The organism is Ruminococcus sp. NK3A76 (assembly GCF_000686125.1).
In the GTDB taxonomy this organism is placed as follows: Bacteria; Bacillota; Clostridia; order Oscillospirales; family Ruminococcaceae; genus NK3A76.
Genome location: NZ_JMMA01000002.1, coordinates 371272 through 390330 on the forward strand (window position 1 = coordinate 371272; position 19059 = coordinate 390330).

The window sequence follows — 19059 nt, forward strand, 5'->3', positions numbered from 1 at the left end:
TGTGGACATACTTAAACAGAAGGGCGGTGCTGTATGGGCTTTGATGCTACAGTAGCTAAAATAAGAACGGTCTTCGGCTCGGCTCTTACAGAGGCCGATTACCACGAGATGACCAACAGGGCAACTATTGCCGAGCTGTGCGATTACCTCAAGGGTCTTGAACGCTTCCACGGGCTTCTGACTGACGTTGAGCCTTCGACGGTACACAGAGGTTATCTCGAACAGCTTATCAGAAAAGAGAGCTTTATGACCTACCAGAGACTGTTAAGATTCCAGCAGCTCGGCAGGCTGGAGTTTTTCAGGTTCTATACCAAAAAGGCCGAGACGGTGCAGATAATCAGCTTTCTGCATATGTATGAGGCCGGAATGAATGAGGAATACCTCGCATCTGTTCCGGGGTATATCACAGAGTATTCGAGAGTTGATCTTTTGGCGCTCGCAGGGTGTCACAGCTTTGACGAGATACTGAAGGTGCTCAGAAAGACCGAATACTACAAGCCTCTTAAGCGCATAATGCCGTCTGACGGCAGCGAGCCTGAGCTTGCAAAGGCCGAGAGGGCGCTGAGGGTGCATTATTACAATAGTATCCTTGAAAGTGCGAAGAAGGAGCTTTCGGAGGGTGAGTACAAGGAGATAGAAAGGCTCGTCGGAACGGACGCTGACCTTATCAACTACACCAACGCTCACCGTATGAAGAAATACTTCGCCCTGAGCAAGGAGGAGATAGAGAACCGCAGCCTTCCTTTTTCAAGGATAGGGCTTCGGAAGATGCGTGAGCTCTATTCCTGCGACGAGATAGATGATATGGAAAGGCTCATGGACAGGTCGGTCTACCGCAATAATGACCCCGACCAGACTATAGAGTCACGAAACGCCCGTGCAAGGATAAAGGCAGTAAGGCACGTTATCGAGATAACGACATCTGCGGCGGCTGCGCTGTTTGCATTCATGATGATATGCGACATCGAGACTGCGAACCTTACACACATCATAGAGGGTATACGCTACCACGCCGATCTTGCAGAGATAGAGGCACAGCTGGCGATATAGTCAGTTAAGGCAACAGTTAACAGCTGAGGTATCCTGCTTTGCAGGATAATTAAAATACTGCGCCGACAGGCGCACACATCAATTATGCATTATGCGTTTTGGCATTCTGCATTGAACAAGGAGGGGTGTTTTTGGCCACCGAAAAAATGGAGCTTGTGAATATAAACGGCAGGCTGCCGCAGCTCGATGAAGCGATAGAGGCTCTGCTTCTAAGCAAGAGCTTTCATATCGAGGAGGGCTTTTCACATTCGTCGGGAGGCTACAAGCCGCTTAACGAGAAAAACCCGTATTCGCCGATACTGAAAAAATTCACGAGCCTTTGCACAGGGCTTGACTGCGAACACGAGAGCGGTGACAAGGAGCGTTGCAAGCTCACCACCGCAGAGGAGTTCGAGGAGCTCTACAAGAAAATATACGAGCACTACCACAAGCTCGACACAAGAAGGTCTGAGCTCGAAGGGCACATAGCTGAGCGAAGCGAGGCAAGCGTGCAGACAGCTCACCTTAAGGGCATGGAGGAGGATCTTTCAAGGCTCTTCAATCTCGAATACATCAGCATCCGCTTCGGACGGCTGCCGAGCGACAACACAAAGAAGCTAAGCTACTTCGAGAGGAATTTCTTCTTCTTCGAGTTCGACCAGGATCTGACATATACCTACGGTATGTATGTCTGCCCAAAGGCCGAAAAAGAGGAGATAGACGAGATATTCAAGACGCTTTTCTTTGAGCGCACGATGATACCCGACTTTGTAAAGGGCAGTGCTGCCGAGGCTCACAGCGAGCTGCAAAAGCAGATAGAGCAGGGAAAGAAAGACCTGGAGCTCACCGAGGAGGAGATAAGACAGCTCTCCGAGGAATACAAGCACGAGCTTGCCGATGCCTGCGAAAAGCTAAGATACTTAAAGGGCGCTTTCACACTCAGGCGCAAGGCCGGCGTTTTGAAGGACAAGTTCCTTATCAAGGGCTTTATCCCGGCGAAGGACAAGGCGCAGCTGCAGCAGGCATTTGAGTGCTGCGGTGATGTTGAGCTTACATTCCTGCCGCCTGACAGCGACTCGGGGTGCAGGCCGCCTACGATACTCAAAAACGGCTTCCTCACAAGGCCTTTCAGAATGCTTGTGGGAATGTACGGTCTGCCGACCTACGGCGGGTTTGACCCGACAGCGTTCGTGGCAGTTACATACTCGCTGCTGTTCGGTATAATGTTCGGCGATCTTGGCCAGGGCTTTCTGATAGCTCTGCTCTCGATACCGGTAGGAAAGAAACTGAGCAAGGATATGGGCGGCATAATGCTTCGCTGCGGTATCTGCTCGATGATATTCGGCACACTCTACGGCTCGGTGTTCGGTCTGGAAGAACTGCTCGATCCGGTATATGAGGAGGCAGGCATAGACTTCCTGCCGCTAAAGGCGTTTGAGAGTACTAATTTCATACTTTTTACCGCTGTCGGCATCGGTATCTTCCTGATAGTCGTTTCGATGCTGATAAATATATTCACCTCGTTTGCGAGAAAGGATATCGAAAGTGCTGTCTTCGGCTGCAACGGCATCTGCGGTCTTGTCTTCTACGGCTCGATAGTTTTCGGCGTAGTTGCTACAATGATGCTCGATATGGAGGTCATGAGCGGTGCATTCGTGCTGTTTCTGATCGTGATACCTTTCCTGTGCATATTCTGCCGTGTGCCTTTTGCGATGTTCGTAAAGTACAGACAGTGGAAGCTCTCCGAGCATGACGACAAGATGACAGTCGGCGGATTTATAGTTGAGAATTTCTTCGAGATGTTCGAGTTTGTGCTCTCATACATCTCAAACACCATGTCCTTCCTTCGTGTGGGCGGCTTCGTAATGAGCCACGCCGGCATGATGCTCGTGGTAATGACCCTTATGGAGGGCATGAGCAAGGTAGGCCAGCCGATAGTTTTCGTGATAGGAAACCTTTTTGTTATGGCTATGGAGGGCATGATAGTTGCCATTCAGATAATCAGGCTCGAATTCTACGAGATATTCTCCCGCTTCTATCTTAGCGGCGGCAAGGAATATGTCCCGATAACTTCTGAGCTTTTGAAAGACGATATTTGATTTTTTGGAGGAATTAGTTATGTTGATATTCATTTTACCGCTTATCGTAGTAGTGCTGCTGATGGTGCCCTTTATCCTTATGGCTAAGAGGATCAGAAACGGCGGCAGCCCCAAGAAGGCATTCATAGGCAACCTTTGCACATTCTTCGGCGTTATGGGTCTTGCACTTCTTTTACCTATCGGCAAGCTCGTTTTCGCAGCTGAGGAGAGCGGCAGCGTTACAGCAGCCCTCTCAACAGGTGCCGGCATGGGCTACCTCGGCGCAGCGCTTGCAGTAGGTCTTGCCTGCGTAGGCTCGGGTATCGCTGTTTCGGCAGGCGCTTCTGCAGCTATCGGTGCTACGAGCGAGAACCCTGATGCATTCGTTAAGTCACTTATCTTCGTTGTTCTTGGTGAAGGTATCGCTCTTTACGGCCTTCTTATCGCTATCCTTATCATCTCCAACGTTGGTAAGGCAATAGGCATCTGATAAAGCTATGAAGCTCTACCTTATAAGTGACAATCTCGATACACAGATGGGTATGCGCCTTGCCGGGATAGACGGTGTGGTGGTACACGGCGAGCAGGAAACTGCCGAGGCTCTCGATGCGGCTATGGAGCGCAGCGATGTGGGCATAATACTTATGACCCCCGAGGCTGTGAAGTGCTGCAGCGAGCGTGTGGCAAAATACAAGCTCGAGCGTGCAACCCCCCTTATAACCGAAATACCCGACAGACACGCACAGAGCGATGTTACTGCGGCTATCAGCAGATATCTGAGAGAAGCAGTCGGCGTCTGATGTGAGAGACAGTAAGTGATATCTAAGATCTGGAGTATAATATGACTGAGAATAAAAGACTTGAAGCCTTCCGTGAGGCGGTGCTCGGTGCAGGCAGGGCTGAGGCTCAAAGGATAACCGACAGCGCCCAGAGCGAGGCAGATAAATACCAAAAAAAGCTCACCGATGAGGAAACTGTCAGCTTTGCAAGACAAAAAAGCGAGATAGAGCGTGAGGTGAGCATAAAGGTGCAGCGTGAGAGCGCAGGTGCCGAGCTTTCGGCAAAGCGTTCGGTGCTGCTCTACCGTGAAAAGCTCATTGAGGGCGTGTTTGAAAAGGCAAGGGAGGAGCTTGTTAAAAAAGCTGCCTCGCCCGAGCACGAGAAATACGTCTTTGCCTGCCTTGAAAAGATAAAGGCTGAGTTTGGCGGTATGCAGGGCGTGTGTATGCTCTCGCCGGCGCATATGTCTATGGCCGGAAAGATAAAAAGCAGATTCGGCTACGAGTGCAGGGAGGACGCAAGACTCATACTCGGCGGTGTTATGGTAAGGTTCGAGGAGGAGGGTCTTCTTATAGACCGCTCGGTAGACTCGGCACTTGCTAAGCAGAGGGCTGATTTTGCAAAGAACAATAACAGCATAAGTGTCTGATGCCACGGCTGATATACCGGCCGGAAAGCATGGGCTATGCATTGTTTTAGGAGAATAATATGGACGTTATATATTCGGTAAACGGCCCTGTCGTAAAGGTCAAGGGCACAAAGAGCTTTTCTATGCAGGAAATGGTGTATGTCGGCAGCAAGCGCCTTATCGCTGAGGTAATAGGCGTTGCGAGCGACTTTACTACCATTCAGGTATACGAAGGCACAACAGGTCTGCTCCCGGGTGAGCCTGTTGAGGGAACGGGCAGCCCTATGTCGGTAATGCTCGCCCCCGGTATAATAACCAATATCTTTGACGGTATCGAGCGCCCCCTTAACAGACTTGAGGAGATAAGCGGCGCTTTCCTTTCCGACGGCGCAAACGTCGAGCTGCTCGACACCGAAAAGGAATATGACACTACCCTTACCGTAAAGGTCGGCGACAGTATAGAGCCCGGTATGTGCTACTGCACCTGCCCTGAATCAGCTGTTGTTACGCATAAATGTATGCTTCCCCCTCTTGAAAAGGGCGGCGAGGTAGTGTGGGTCGCTGAGAACGGCAGGCACAAGATAACAGATGAGATGATAAAGGTGCGTGACAGCTTCGGCAAGGAGACTGCATACACCATGATACAGAAGTGGCCTATCAGAGTGCCGCGCCCCTGTAAGGAAAGACTGCCTATCTCAAAGCCTCTTATCACCGGCCAGAGAGTCATAGACACCATATCGCCTATAGCAAAGGGCGGTACGGCGGCTATACCTGGCGGCTTCGGTACAGGCAAGACCATGACACAGCACCAGCTCGCAAAATGGTGCGATGCTGATATAATCATATACATAGGCTGCGGCGAGCGTGGCAATGAGATGACACAGGTGCTCACAGAGTTCTCAGAGCTTATCGACCCGAGAACAGACAAGCCCCTTACCGACAGGACGATGCTCATAGCTAACACCTCGAATATGCCTGTTGCTGCCCGTGAAGCGAGCATATACACAGGTATCACCATAGCTGAGTATTACAGAGACATGGGCTATCATATAGCTATCATGGCTGACTCTACATCACGTTGGGCTGAGGCGCTTCGTGAGATATCCGGCCGTCTTGAAGAAATGCCGGCAGAGGAGGGCTTCCCTGCATACCTGCCGTCAAGAATAGCTGACTTCTACGAGCGTGCAGGCTATGTAAATACGCTCGGCGGCGACGAGGGCTCGGTAACTATCATAGGTGCCGTTTCTCCTCAGGGCTCTGACTTCTCTGAGCCTGTAACCCAGAACACAAAGCGTTTTGTAAGATGCTTCCTGGCACTTGATAAGAACCTCGCATATGCAAGACACTACCCGGCTATAAACTGGAACGATTCCTACTCGGAATACCTTGATGATATAGCACAGTATTTCACTGACAACGTGGCTGCTGACTATATGGAGACAAGGCAGCGCATAAGCTCTATACTCTCAAAGGAGAACGAGCTTATGGAGATAGTAAAGCTCATGGGCTCGGACGTTCTGCCTGATGACCAGAAGATACTCATAGAGACTGCAAGAGTAATAAGAGTAGGCTTCTTGCAGCAGAACGCATTCCATAAGGACGACACATATGTTGACCTTGACAAGCAGTATAGAATGATGAAGATAATACTCCTGCTATTTGACAAGGCTAACGAGGCCGCAGGCAGGGGCGCAGATGTCGCAGCTATCAAGGCGACAGGCTGGTTTGAAAAGCTCATCAAGATGAAATACGATATACCCAACGACAAGCCGCAGATGTTTGATGAATATTCAGAGCAGCTCACGGCTGATCTTGACGGATTGGAGGCGCAGGCGAATTGAGCCTTAAATACATAGGTCTTAATGAGATAAACGGCCCGCTCGTGGCGCTTGAAGGCGTCAAGGGCATAGGCTATGACGAAATGGCACAGATAAACCTTGCAGACGGCACAAAGCGCCTTGCGAGAGTTGTTGAGGTGTCTAAGGACAAGGCTATACTTCAGGTATTCGAGGGCACAAGAGGCCTTTCGCTCGAAAACACTGTAACAGAGTTCGAGGGCAGGCCGATGGAGCTGCCGTTGGCACCTGAGATGGTAGGCCGTATATTCAACGGCGCAGGCCGCCCGATAGACGGTCTGGGCGAGATATTCCCCGAAAAGTCTGCCGACATAAACGGCAGGCCTATAAACCCTGTTTCAAGAATATATCCGCAGAACTATATAAACACAGGCATTTCCTCGATAGATGCGCTGACTACCCTTATCAGAGGGCAGAAACTGCCTATCTTCTCGGGCTCGGGCCTTTCGCACAACAAGCTCGCCGTGCAGATAGTAAGGCAGGCTAAGATCGCTGACGAATCGGGCAAGGGCTTTGCGGTGGTCTTCGGTGCAATGGGCGTTAAAAACGACGTTGCCGACTACTTCAAGCGCTGCTTTGAGGAAACAGGCGTTCTGTCAAGAGTCGTAATGTTCATTAACCTCTCAAACGACCCTATCATCGAGCGTATCTTAACACCGAGATGTGCGCTCACCTGTGCTGAGTATCTTGCATTTGAGAAGAATATGCACATTCTCTGCATACTTACTGATATGACCTCCTACGCCGAGGCTGTCCGTGAGTTTTCCTCGTCAAAGGGCGAGATACCGGGCAGAAAGGGCTTCCCGGGTTATCTTTATTCCGACCTTGCCTCGATGTATGAAAGAGCAGGTATCGTCAAGGGCTCTGAGGGGTCTGTTACGCAGATACCGATACTTACGATGCCTAATGACGATATAACACACCCTGTACCTGACCTTACAGGCTATATCACCGAGGGTCAGATAGTTTTGGACAGAACACTCGAGCAGGAGGGCGTATACCCGGCTGTTTCGATACTTCCGTCGCTTTCACGTCTTATGAAGGACGGCATAGGCGAGGGCTTTACAAGAGAGGATCACCAGACCTGCGCAAACCAGCTCTTTGCGGCATACGCAAGAGTTCAGGACGCAAAGGCTCTTGCTTCAGTTATCGGTGAGGAGGAGCTTTCCGACAGCGACAAGGCGTTCCTGCACTTTGGCAGACTGTTTGAAAAGCACTTCTTAGGTCAGGATTTCAACGAGAACCGATCTATCGAGCAGACGCTCGACCTCGGCTGGGCGCTGCTGTCACAGCTGCCGAGAGAGGAGCTTGACCGTGTTGACGAGGAGCACTTAAACAAGTTCTATGACCCCGAGGCTCTTACAGCACTCGGATACGACTGATACAGTTAACAGTTAAGAGTTAACAGTTAACAGTTGAGGTGTGCGGCTGCGCCGCACGAATCGTAAAATATTTAGCAATAAACAGTTACAAAGAGGTGCCCGATCTGGGGCTCGTCTGCGTAAGCCGATACAATAACTGTTAACTATTCACTGTAAACTGTTAACTAAAAAAGGGGGGTGCATACCGGTTGGCACAGCAGGTATTTCCGACAAAAGGTAATCTTATAGCATCAAAGAAAAGCTTAGCACTTGCAAAGCTCGGGTATGATCTTCTTGACAGAAAAAGAAATATACTTATCCGTGAGATAATGCTGCTGACTAATGAAGCAAACGAGCTCAAGGGCAGTATAGATGCCGCCTACAGGGAGGCATATTCGGCACTGAGGTCTGCGAACATCTCGCTCGGCATCGTCTCGAAGTATGCAAAATGCGTGCCTATCGACAAGGGGCTGTCTATGACGACAAGGAGCGTCATGGGCACAGAGCTCGTAAAATGCGAGCTGCCACGCAGAGAGAACAAGCTCTGGTACGGGCTGTCGCAGACCGATTCAAAGCTTGATGAAGCGTTTATCAGGTTTGGCATGGTCAAGGAACTGACAGTAAGGCTCGCAGAAACGGAAAACAACATTTACCGCTTGTCTGTCGGCATAAGAAAGACCGGCAGGCGTGCAAATGCTCTTAAAAACATAATGATACCCAAATACGAGGAGCAGGTGCGCTTCATTTCCTCGGCACTTGAGGAAAAGGAGAGAGAGGAATTCTCCAGAATGAAGGTAATAAAATCGGTAAAGCTGAGAAAAGGTGCGGCAGCCGGGCAGCAAAGCTGACAACACAGTCAAAGGAGGGCAGAAGGTATGTTTGAAACGATTAAAAGAGTGTTTAGCAATTATCTTTTGCTGTGTCTGCTGAGTATCGTACTCGGCATAGCGCTCGTTATCGAGCCGACATTCCTCACAAAGCTGGTAAGCTATATCCTGGGCGGCATATCGCTCGGCTTTGGCGTATACAGCATAGTCATGTATTTCCTCAAAGAGCAGGAGGGCATGGTCTTTCTGATGATAAGGGGTCTGATACTGGCTTTCATAGGCGTATTTCTGATAGTGCGCCCTGATTTCATACCGAGAATGATATCCACAGCCTTCGGCATATATATGCTTGTAAACGGCGTTATCGGCCTTACAAATGCCACCGAGATAAAGCGCTCGGGCGATGCTGAATGGCAGTTCCCGATGATATCGGCAGGCATCACGTTCGTGCTGGGCTTTGTGATATGCATAAACCCCATGCTGCCGGTCAAGGCCGCAATGACAGTGCTTGGCATATGCCTGATAATCTCAGGTGCGAGCAATCTGTTTTCTTCTTTCACCTCACGCTCGAAGCTCAGAAAGCTCGACCGCCAGGACGATGACAAGGACGACAGGCACGACATTATCGACATCTGACATTCTGTCAGATGTCAGTTAAGAGTTAACAGTTAACAGTTAAGGTGCGGCTGACGGCGGTTATTGCAAGTTTCGCTTTGCGAAACTTGCGTCCTTTAAGCCAAAGGCTTAAAGACAATACACATCAACTATTCACTCTTCACTTTTCACTATTCACTGAGCGCAGCGCTTTTGCATATTCTTACCAAACGCCGCATACACATTTTACTATCACATAGTATTGGAGTGATAGTAAATGTTGGACAGCGACGATAAAAGACCGGTAATGTTAGGGGAGTATTTAGCAGCAAACAATGTGACCGTCAGACAGACTGCGGCGCATTTCGGAATAAGCAAATCTACAGTACATAAGGATATAACAGTCCGCCTGAAAGAGCTTGATGAGGAGCTTTTTGAGCGTGTGAGGCAAGTTCTTGACCGAAACAAGGCGCTCAGGCACATCAGGGGCGGTCAGGCGACGAGGAACAAGTACAAAGCGCAGACAAAGGAGTGAGCACCATGTCGGTCTTTCACCGCAGCTTCAAGCCTAAGCCTATCCCCAAGGAATGCGAGGGGTTAGAGGTTAAAGTCCAGTCGAGCACCTGCACAGGCGAGCGCACGATAGGCTTTTTTGACCGGGTCACAGGCAGGCTGCTTTACAGCGAGCTTGTAAGGAGCGATGATGACATCGAATGGTTCTACAAAAAATACGGCTTAAAAAGATAAGAGAGGGCGAGAGTCCTCTCTTTTTTGGTAACAGGCAACCAGTGACAGGTTACAGGTAACAGGTAACAGGTAACAGTTATGGTGCGGCTTACGCCGCTTATGCCCATTCGGGCGTTCCTTTCCGACAGCATAGCGTAGGGCGTGCTACCGAAGGGTCGAGGGGCTGCAAGTCATACGATTTGCTAAAATCGTCCGACCGACTGCCCGAATGGGCATCATATCGGCGCAGCCGATACCTCAATTATGCATTATGCATTCTTAATTCTGCATTTGCGAAGCACCGTGCATTCTTAATTCTGCATTATAAAAAAAACACAGCACCCGCCAAAAGCGAGTGCTGTGAAAAAATGCTTGCTGTTTATTATGCCATGCCGGCTGTGATGATAGCCATCTTGTATACCTCGTCGGCATTGCAGCCACGGGAGAGGTCGTTTATGGGAGCGTTAAGACCCTGGAGAATCGGGCCGTAAGCCTCGTAACCGCCAAGACGCTGTGCTATCTTGTAGCCGATGTTGCCTGCTTCGATGAGCGGGAAGATGAATGTGTTTGCCTGGCCTGCTACCTTTGAGTCAGGGCACTTTGTCTTTGCAACTTCAGCAGATACTGCTGCGTCAAACTGGAACTCGCCGTCTATTGTGAGCTCGGGGTCTATCTTTCTTGCTTCTATTACAGCATCGTGTGAGAGCTGAACTGTGCCGCCCTTGCCGGAGCCGTATGTCGAGAAGGAAAGAACTGCTACCTTGGGGTCGATGCCGAAGTAATCAGCTGTTCTTGCTGTCTCAACTGCTACCTCAGCGAGCTGCTGTGCAGCGGAGAGAACAACGTTGCCGTCCTTGTCGAGCCTGTCTGTGTAGCCTAGGTTGATAGCGCAGTCGCCCATAGCTATCTTCTCTTCCTTGCCGTCCTTTTCTCTGAAAAGAATGAACGAGGAGCTTACAAGGTTCGAGCCCTTCTTTGTCTTGATTATCTGTAAAGCAGGACGTACTGTGTCAGCAGTAGAATATGTAGCACCGCCGAGCAGAGCGTCAGCCTTGCCTGCCTTAACGAGCATAGTGCCGAAGTAGTTGCTCTTTGCAAGTGCTGCTCTTACTTCTTCCTCTGTCATCTTGCCCTTTCTGAGCTCTACCATCTGAGCTACTAAAGCGTCCATCTCGGGGTAGGTGGCAGGGTCAAGTATCTCAGCCTTGGAGATATCAAAGCCGCCCTTTGAAGCAGCAGCATTGACCTCATCGACATTGCCGCAGAGAACAACGCCCATAAGGTCTTCCTTTAAGAGCCTGTCAGCTGCTGAGAGTATTCTCTCATCAGTGCCCTCTGTGAACACGATAGTCTTCTTGCTTGCCTTAAGATTTGCTATCAGCTTGTCAAACATTCCCATTGTATTATGACCTCCGTCTTATTATTTTTTGCACTACTATTATACCACATCTGCCGGGAAAATGCAAGAGCCTTTGATCCGGGTAACAGGTCACAATGCACAATGCACAATTGTGGTGCGCTTGCGGCGATCAGCCTGAATATGGCTTTGTAAAAAGACTTAAGGCAACACCGCACGACCACCGGCTCTGGCCTTTGTGTGCCATCTGCTTGCCGAATTTCCGTCATAATACCCAATTTCACCTTGTTTTACGCCAGTAAAACTGCGGCAAAAATGGGCATTCTGACGAAAATTCGGCGTGTTCAGCAAAGCTGAACAACCGCATACTGACACACAATGGTCGTGCGGTGTTGCCTTAACTTGCGTTGGCTGTGCAGTGGATGCTCTTTCTCAGATTTGAAGCTAATATATTTATAAAACATCATATATTTGCATATAAAAATATGATACTGCTATTGCCAAAAAGCTAAAAAAGTGTTATAATATTAATGACTGTAAACTTATTTAAGGCGAAGGCCACGGTCACTTATTTTTGATGAAGGAGCACTGCTATGGCAAAGAGTAAAAAGAGCAGGAACAATATTACTCATATACGGCATATACAGGGCATGATGATAGCCTGCTATGCGCTGCTCGTCATTGTGACAGTGGCTATAGTGACAAGGCTCGCACTCAAAAAGACCGACGAAGTGCTCAAAAATGAGGTCATATCGCTTACCTCGTCGCTCGGCGTGCAGATGAAGCTGAATATGGACAGCTATATCTCCCGTATGGAGACGATAGGCACGCTCGCTTTCGGTGAGGAGAACGCCTACACCTACGACGCCACCGACCCTGACAACGATGAATACGAAGCTATAAACAAGGAAAAGCTGATAACAGACAAGCTGTTCAGCCTTTGTATAATGGAAAACTTTGTTGACTACGGTATCGTCTACCGAAATAACCGTACAGTCGGCAAGATATCCAATGCCACCGCAGCACTTTTCGGCGATGAGCTGTTTAACGACCTTTCGGGAATGATAACACGCTCCCGCACAAACGACGGTTGGGCGACAGGGTATAAGAATGATTTCAGGCGCATCTACTACGTCAAGAAAGTGCATGACAACGCCGTGCTGGTCATATCCTTCTATTCAAACGAGCTCGACACGGTGTTTGATAACCCCGAAACACTCAGCGATATGGAGATAAGGCTCGTAAATCAGGACTATAATATCCTCTATTCAAAGAACCGTGACGAGGTGGGCAAGAGCCTGCCCTCGGATATAAAGGACAGAGTTGAAAATCAGTCGTCAGCGTCGATGATGGATAATGAGTACCTCGTGTCTGTCAACAGCTGTGATGAATGGTATGTCATCTGCTCGATACCTACAGAGATAATACTCAACGAAAAAAACGAGATGAAGCGCTATATCTACCTTACAGGTGCAGCTGCGGCAGTTGCGGCAGCGCTCGTCGGGCTTTATCTGTCATACCTGCTGACAAGGCCTGTCAAGAGGATAGTCTCGACCCTTGATGACAAGGCAAGGATAGACCTGCTCACGGGTATGCTCAACAAGCTCACCTTTGAGGATTACGCCGAGAATATACTCTCGGCATCTGTCGAGAACGAAAAGCGTGCGATGATAATACTTGACATCGACGACTTCAAGATAGTAAACGACACCCTCGGCCACGCTGCCGGCGACAGGGTATTGCAGAATATGGGCAGGATACTCAAGGAGAATTTCACCGATGATGACTACCTCGGGCGTATAGGCGGCGATGAATTCTGCGTGCTCGTAAATGCACGAATGAGCGAGAACGAGGGCTTCAGGGAGCATATCGAGAGCAAGTGCGAGAGCCTGTGCGAAGCGCTCAGAAACGGCCTTTCGGGCGACGAGGGCATAGAGATATCGGCAAGCGTCGGTGCAGCTATCTTCCCGGAAAGCGGAAAGAGCTTTGCTGAGCTGTATTCTGCCTGCGACAAGGCGCTCTACTTCGCCAAGAGGTCGGGCAAGAACAGGTACAGCATCTTTGATAGCAAGGCTGAAAAGGAGGGCGCAGTATGATAAAACGCATAGCGGCGGTCCTCACAGCAGCAGTTACGCTGGCACTCGGCTCGTGCGGCGAAGCACCTGTGGTGCGTGAGCAGAACGAGACAATAGAGATAACCCTTTCCTGGTGGGGCAACGATGCAAGAAATGAATACACCCTGGAGGCCGTGTCACGCTTTGAGGAGAAGTTCCCGAATATCAAGGTAAAGTGCAGCTACTCCGAATGGTCGGGCTACGAGGCAAGAAGCAAGGTGCAGATGATGTCGGCCACCGAGGCAGACGTGATGCAGATAAATGTCGGCTGGCTGCCGCAGTATTCTCCCGGGGGCGAGGGGTATTACGATATCGAAAAGCTCTCGGACTATGTTGACCTTTCAAACTTCACGCCCGAGATACTTGAATACGGCCGCCGTGGCGGTGTTTTAAACGCCATACCGATAGCCATGAACGCCGAGACGGTGTATGTAAATAAGACAGTCTACGAAAAATACGGCCTTGATGTCCCGAAAACGTGGGACGACCTGTTTGCCGCAGCAAAGCTGATGAGCAGGGACGGCGTATACCCCATGTCGGGCGCTAATAAGAGTATATGGCTCTACGTCATAGCCTACGCCGAGCAGCAGACAGGCAAGCATTTCTTTGATGAAAACAGCAACATAACCTTCACTGAGGACGACCTTAAGCTGATGATAGAGTTCTACGCCAGACTCGTAAATGAAAAGGTGATACCCAAGATAGAAGACTATCAGCGCCTTAATATCGAAAACGGCCTGTATGCCGGAACTATTGCGTGGGTGAGCGATGCGATAAACTACAATCAGGCAGCAATGGACGCAGGCTACGAGATAGTCACAGCCCCTTACACGACCGACAGCAGCCACCAGAGCGGCGAGGGCTGGTATGCAAAGCCTGCAACGCTGTATGCGATAAGCCGCAACACCGAGCACCCCAAGGAATCGGCAATGCTGCTTGATTTCATGCTCAATTCGCCCGACTGGGCAGAGCTTCAGGGCGTTGAAAAGGGCATACCGCTGAGTACGGCTGTAAGAGAATACCTTGACAACATCGGCCAGCTCTCGGGTCTTCAGTACGAAGCCTCGCTCGTCATGGAGGAAAATGAGATAATAAGCCCTATGGACTCAACGATAGAAAACACCACGCTTATCGACGAATTCATAGCAAGCTGCGACCTTGTGCTGTTTGACAAGGCGGATTCACAACAAGCGGCAAAGCAGCTGTATGAAAAATACAAAGAGAGCTTTAATGTCAGCTCATAAAAAAAGACCCACTTAAGCGCAGGCGCAATAAAGAAGTTTAATGGGGAGAGCTTTGTTCAGCGCCTGCTAAAAGAAGAAAGAATAAAGAAAAAAGAATAATGAATAATAAAGGTATCGACCTGCGGTCGATGATCAAAAATATCATCGCCGAAGGCGATACCTCTATTTTTATTTCTTATTTATTCTTTCTTCTTTATTCTTTTAGCAGTGGCGCATTATAGCCTGATATGCAAATACTTCTTTACCGCCACTGCGCACAGCGTGGGTCTTTTTTAGGTAACAGGCAACAGGTGACAGGGAAGGCTGTTGGCAGCAAACCGCAGGATCTGCACAGCGAAGGTTCTTAACCGGCAGGAGATATTTTGTAAACTTTTTTAAGAATTAGGAGTTTTTGTCTTTTCGTCTTGCAATTTTCGTCAGAATATGTTATGATATTTGGTAAGGGATTTTTTTAGGAAACAGTACCCGGATCAATATGAAATATATGAAAAGGAGTATTTTTATGCCAAAGAAACAGGATATCAACAAGATAATGATAATCGGCTCAGGCCCTATCATCATAGGCCAGGCGTGCGAGTTTGACTATTCGGGAACACAGGCGTGCAAGGCGCTCAGAAGCCTCGGCTACGAGATAGTCTTAGTAAACTCAAACCCTGCAACTATCATGACAGACCCCGATGTTGCTGATATAACCTATATCGAGCCTCTTAACCTTGACAGGCTCACTCAGATAATCGACAAGGAGCGCCCTGACGCACTTCTGCCGAACCTTGGCGGCCAGTCAGGCCTTAACCTCTGCTCTGAGCTCGACAAGGCAGGCGTTTTAAAGAAGTACGGCGTGCAGGTAATAGGCGTTCAGGTAGACGCTATCGAGCGTGGCGAGGACAGAATAGAATTCAAGAACGCCATGAGCGCTCTCGGCATAGATATGCCCAAGAGCAAGGTGGCATACAGCGTAGATGAGGCTGTGAAGATAGCTGAGGAGCTCAAATATCCTGTAGTTCTGCGTCCTGCATATACTATGGGCGGCGCAGGCGGCGGCATGGTATATAACGTTGACGAGCTTAAGGTAGTCTGCGCAAGAGGCTTGCAGGCTTCTCTCGTAGGCCAGGTGCTCGTTGAGGAGTGCATCTTCGGCTGGGAAGAGCTTGAGCTCGAGGTCGTAAGAGACGCTGCAAACAACAAGATAACAGTTTGCTTTATAGAGAATATCGACCCGATAGGCGTTCATACAGGTGACAGCTTCTGCTCTGCACCTATGCTCACTATCCCTGAGGACGTTCAGAAAGAGCTTCAGGATATGTCCTACCGCATAATCGAGTCTATCGAAGTCATCGGCGGCTGCAACTGCCAGTTTGCCCGTGACCCCGAGACAGGCAGGATAGTTGTAATTGAGATAAACCCCCGTACATCACGTTCTTCCGCACTTGCATCGAAGGCTACAGGCTTCCCGATAGCCCTCGTTTCTGCAATGCTTGCCTGCGGCCTTACACTTGATGAGATACCCTGCGGCAAGTACGGCACACTTGATAAGTACGTTCCTGACGGCGACTATGTCGTTATCAAGTTCGCTCGCTGGGCATTTGAAAAGTTCAAGGGCGCAGAAGACCACTTAGGCACTCAGATGCGTGCAGTAGGTGAGGTAATGAGCATCGGCAAGACCTACAAGGAGGCTTTCCAGAAGGCTATCCGCTCGCTCGAAATAGGCAGATACGGCTTAGGCTTTGCAAAGAATTTCAACGAGCTTTCAAAGGAGCAGCTTTTAGATATGCTCAGATTCCCGACAAGCGAGAGACAGTTCGTTATCTACGAAGCACTCCGCAAGGGCGCAACAATTGATGAGATATGGGAGCTCACAAAGATAAAGCACTGGTTCCTCACACAGATGAAGGAGCTTGTAGACGAGGAGAACGCACTTATCGCAAAGAAGGGCGCTGTGCCTGATAAGGACACATTAAAGCAGGCTAAGCTCGACGGCTTCTCTGACAGATATTTAAGCTCGCTGCTTGAAGTTACCGAGCAGGAGATAAGAGATGCACGCATAGGCTTCGGCATCAAGGAAGCATGGGAAGGCATTCACGTTTCCGGCACAAAGGATGCTGCATACTACTACTCGACATACCACCTTGACGAGGACAAGAGCCCCTGCAACACCGACAAGCCCAAGATAATGATACTCGGCGGCGGCCCCAACAGAATAGGCCAGGGCATAGAGTTCGACTACTGCTGCGTTCATGCAGCCCTTGCTCTTAAGAAGCTCGGCTTTGAGTCGATAATAGTAAACTGCAACCCTGAGACAGTCTCCACCGACTATGACACATCTGACAAGCTCTATTTCGAGCCGCTCACTCTTGAAGACGTGCTCGCTATACACGACAAGGAAAAGCCGGTAGGCGTTATCGCACAGTTCGGCGGCCAGACACCGCTCAACCTCGCTAACGACCTTAAGAAGTACGGCGTAAATATCTTGGGTACTACTCCCGAGACTATCGACCTTGCTGAGGACAGAGACCACTTCCGTGCTATGATGGACAAGCTCGGTATCCCGATGCCTGAGGCAGGCATGGCTGTAAATGTTGACGAGGCACTTGAGATAGCAAACAGGATAGGCTACCCTGTAATGGTTCGTCCTTCATACGTTCTCGGCGGCAGAGGCATGGAGATAGTTCACGATGACGATATGATGAGAGTTTATATGTCGGCAGCAGTAGGCGTAACTCCTGACAGGCCGATACTTATAGACCGCTTCTTAAATCACGCAACAGAGTGCGAGGCAGACGCTATATCCGACGGCGAGAACTGCTTTGTTCCGGCTGTTATGGAGCACATCGAGCTTGCAGGCGTTCACTCGGGCGACTCGGCTTGCATACTCCCCTCAAAGAACCTCTCTGAAAAGACAGTTGCTACTATCAAGGAATACACCAGGAAGATAGCAGTAGAAATGAACGTTAAGGGTCTTATGAATATGCAGTATGCTATCGAGGGCGACACGGTATATGTGCTCGAAGCAAACCCGAGAGCTTCCCGTACTGTTCCGCTCGTATCAAAGGTATGCGACATCAACATGGTTAGAATTGCGACCGAGATAGTTACTTCTCCCATAACCGGCAACCCCAGCCCCGTGCCTGCTCTTAAGGACAAGAAGATAGGCCACTACGGTGTCAAGGAAGCTGTGTTCCCGTTCAATATGTTCCAGGAGGTTGACCCTGTGCTCGGGCCTGAGATGAGGTCTACAGGCGAGGTGCTCGGTATATCACCGTCCTTCGGCGAGGCTTACTACAAGGCTCAGGAAGCTACACAGACAAGGCTCCCGTCTGAGGGAACAGTCCTTCTCTCGGTAAACGACAGAGACAAGCCTGAGCTGCTTGACATAGCCCGCTCGTTCAATGAGCTCGGCTTCAATATCCTTGCAACAGGCGGCACATACACGATGATAAAGGAAGCAGGCATACCCGTAAAGAAGATCTTCAAGATCTACGAGGGCAGGCCGAACATCGCCGACGAGATAGCAAACGGCGAGATACAGCTCATCATCAACACACCTGCCGGCAAGACGAGCGTTTACGACGACAGCTACATCAGAAAGGCAGCTATCAAGCACAGAGTTCCCTACATCACCACCATGGCAGCAGCCAAGGCAAGTGCTGAGGGCATCAAGGCTATCAAGAGCAAGACACACTTCGGCGTAAAGAGCTTACAGGCTCATCATGCTGACATAACTGAATGATCTTAAGGCGGCTGTTCCTTCGGGGTGGCCGCTTTTTTTTAGGTAACAAGTTACAGGTAACAGGTAACAGTTAAGGTGCGCCTGACGGCGCAGATGCCCATTCGGGCAATATGTGACCGAGGAAAGGCAAGTCCGAAGGGGGTGGCGGCAGCTTTGCTGACGCAGGGGGGCGACCGGAAAGCCCCCCTAAACCGTAGCGTAGGGATAGGGAGAGCGTCCCCTTGAAAGCAAGCCCCTAAAAACCCACAAAAACCCACCGGTTTTTCCGGGATACCAAAACAAGCAAAGGTTAGCAATGCTAAGCAATGCTAAGTAATGCTAAGCAATGCTAAGCAATGCTAAGCAAACTATAGCAAAACTAGCTGTTAATGTAAATGTTAATGTAAATGTCAATGTAAATGTTACTGTAAATGAAGACGACAATGACCCTCGGTCTTCGTCTTCGTCCTTGTCGTTGTGTGTCAGTATTATTTTTCTGAAAACCCACAAAAACCTAATGAAACCAAATGGTTTTTCCGAAAACCAAACAAAAGCAAAAAAACCTGATATAGATATAGATAAAGAGACAGACATAGTAATAGATAAAGACACAGACATAGACACAGAAAAAGAGAAAGAAATAGACACAGTAATGGTAGAAGAAAAAGAAGAAGATAATGACAGTCGTCTTCCATGTCGTCTTCGTCGTCTTGTCGTCGAGTGTCGGGAGTATTTTTCTTTCAGATAGTCGTCGGGGGG

The 19059-nt window shown here is 49.5% G+C and carries 16 protein-coding genes; 15 read left to right on the forward strand and 1 reads right to left on the reverse strand.

Going from position 1 to position 19059, the window contains the following annotated elements:
• Nucleotides 1–33 precede the first annotated feature (33 nt).
• From CD05_RS0101935 to CD05_RS0101985, 11 genes are all read left to right on the forward strand, one after another.
• On the forward strand, nucleotides 34–1050 hold the full coding sequence (locus CD05_RS0101935) for a V-type ATPase subunit (protein WP_028509071.1): 1017 nt from the start codon (nucleotides 34–36) through the stop codon (nucleotides 1048–1050).
• A gap of 131 nt (nucleotides 1051–1181) precedes the next feature.
• Nucleotides 1182–3128, forward strand: coding sequence for a V-type ATPase 116kDa subunit family protein (locus CD05_RS0101940; protein WP_028509072.1), 1947 nt, complete (start codon nucleotides 1182–1184; stop codon nucleotides 3126–3128).
• A gap of 19 nt (nucleotides 3129–3147) precedes the next feature.
• The gene (locus tag CD05_RS0101945; RefSeq protein ID WP_028509073.1) at nucleotides 3148–3597 is read left to right on the forward strand and encodes an ATP synthase subunit C; all 450 of its coding nucleotides are present in this window, start codon (nucleotides 3148–3150) and stop codon (nucleotides 3595–3597) included.
• A gap of 7 nt (nucleotides 3598–3604) precedes the next feature.
• Entirely contained in the window at nucleotides 3605–3907 is a 303-nt protein-coding gene (locus CD05_RS0101950; protein WP_028509074.1) for a V-type ATP synthase subunit F, read from the forward strand.
• Between the two features lie 41 nt (nucleotides 3908–3948).
• Entirely contained in the window at nucleotides 3949–4536 is a 588-nt protein-coding gene (locus tag CD05_RS0101955; RefSeq protein ID WP_028509075.1) for a V-type ATP synthase subunit E family protein, read from the forward strand.
• 59 nt (nucleotides 4537–4595) lie between these two features.
• Nucleotides 4596–6356, forward strand: coding sequence for a V-type ATP synthase subunit A (locus tag CD05_RS0101960; protein WP_028509076.1), 1761 nt, complete (start codon nucleotides 4596–4598; stop codon nucleotides 6354–6356).
• A complete protein-coding gene (locus CD05_RS0101965; RefSeq protein WP_028509077.1) occupies nucleotides 6353–7753 on the forward strand; it encodes a V-type ATP synthase subunit B in 1401 nt (466 codons plus the stop codon). Before CD05_RS0101960 ends, CD05_RS0101965 begins: the two co-directional genes overlap by 4 nt.
• A 188-nt stretch (nucleotides 7754–7941) precedes the next feature.
• Nucleotides 7942–8580, forward strand: a complete 639-nt coding sequence (locus CD05_RS0101970) for a V-type ATP synthase subunit D (protein WP_028509078.1) — start codon at nucleotides 7942–7944, stop codon at nucleotides 8578–8580.
• A gap of 27 nt (nucleotides 8581–8607) precedes the next feature.
• Nucleotides 8608–9195, forward strand: coding sequence for a DUF308 domain-containing protein (locus CD05_RS0101975; protein ID WP_028509079.1), 588 nt, complete (start codon nucleotides 8608–8610; stop codon nucleotides 9193–9195).
• 235 nt (nucleotides 9196–9430) lie between these two features.
• A complete protein-coding gene (locus CD05_RS0101980; protein WP_028509080.1) occupies nucleotides 9431–9688 on the forward strand; it encodes a sporulation transcriptional regulator SpoIIID in 258 nt (85 codons plus the stop codon).
• A gap of 5 nt (nucleotides 9689–9693) precedes the next feature.
• Nucleotides 9694–9900 carry a hypothetical protein gene (locus tag CD05_RS0101985; RefSeq protein WP_028509081.1) on the forward strand — a complete coding sequence of 69 codons (207 nt, stop codon included), beginning with the start codon at nucleotides 9694–9696 and terminating at the stop codon, nucleotides 9898–9900.
• A gap of 361 nt (nucleotides 9901–10261) precedes the next feature.
• Here CD05_RS0101985 and pta read toward each other — a convergent pair whose 3' ends face one another.
• Nucleotides 10262–11278 (reverse strand): phosphate acetyltransferase, encoded by a 1017-nt coding sequence (gene pta / locus CD05_RS0101990; protein WP_028509082.1) that lies wholly within the window; start codon nucleotides 11276–11278, stop codon nucleotides 10262–10264.
• A gap of 551 nt (nucleotides 11279–11829) precedes the next feature.
• On the opposite strand from pta, the gene CD05_RS0101995 reads away from it, so the two are divergent.
• The 4 genes from CD05_RS0101995 to CD05_RS0102010 all read left to right on the forward strand — a co-directional run bounded on the left by CD05_RS0101995 (nucleotide 11830) and on the right by CD05_RS0102010 (nucleotide 19048).
• Nucleotides 11830–13332, forward strand: coding sequence for a diguanylate cyclase (locus CD05_RS0101995; RefSeq protein WP_028509083.1), 1503 nt, complete (start codon nucleotides 11830–11832; stop codon nucleotides 13330–13332).
• Nucleotides 13329–14594 carry an ABC transporter substrate-binding protein gene (locus tag CD05_RS0102000; RefSeq protein WP_028509084.1) on the forward strand — a complete coding sequence of 422 codons (1266 nt, stop codon included), beginning with the start codon at nucleotides 13329–13331 and terminating at the stop codon, nucleotides 14592–14594. The genes CD05_RS0101995 and CD05_RS0102000 overlap by 4 nt, the downstream gene beginning before the upstream one ends.
• Before the next feature lie 502 nt (nucleotides 14595–15096).
• Nucleotides 15097–18321, forward strand: coding sequence for a carbamoyl-phosphate synthase large subunit (gene carB / locus CD05_RS0102005; RefSeq protein WP_028509085.1), 3225 nt, complete (start codon nucleotides 15097–15099; stop codon nucleotides 18319–18321).
• A 325-nt stretch (nucleotides 18322–18646) separates the two neighbouring features.
• Nucleotides 18647–19048, forward strand: coding sequence for a hypothetical protein (locus CD05_RS0102010; protein ID WP_028509086.1), 402 nt, complete (start codon nucleotides 18647–18649; stop codon nucleotides 19046–19048).
• Nucleotides 19049–19059: the final 11 nt, after the last annotated feature.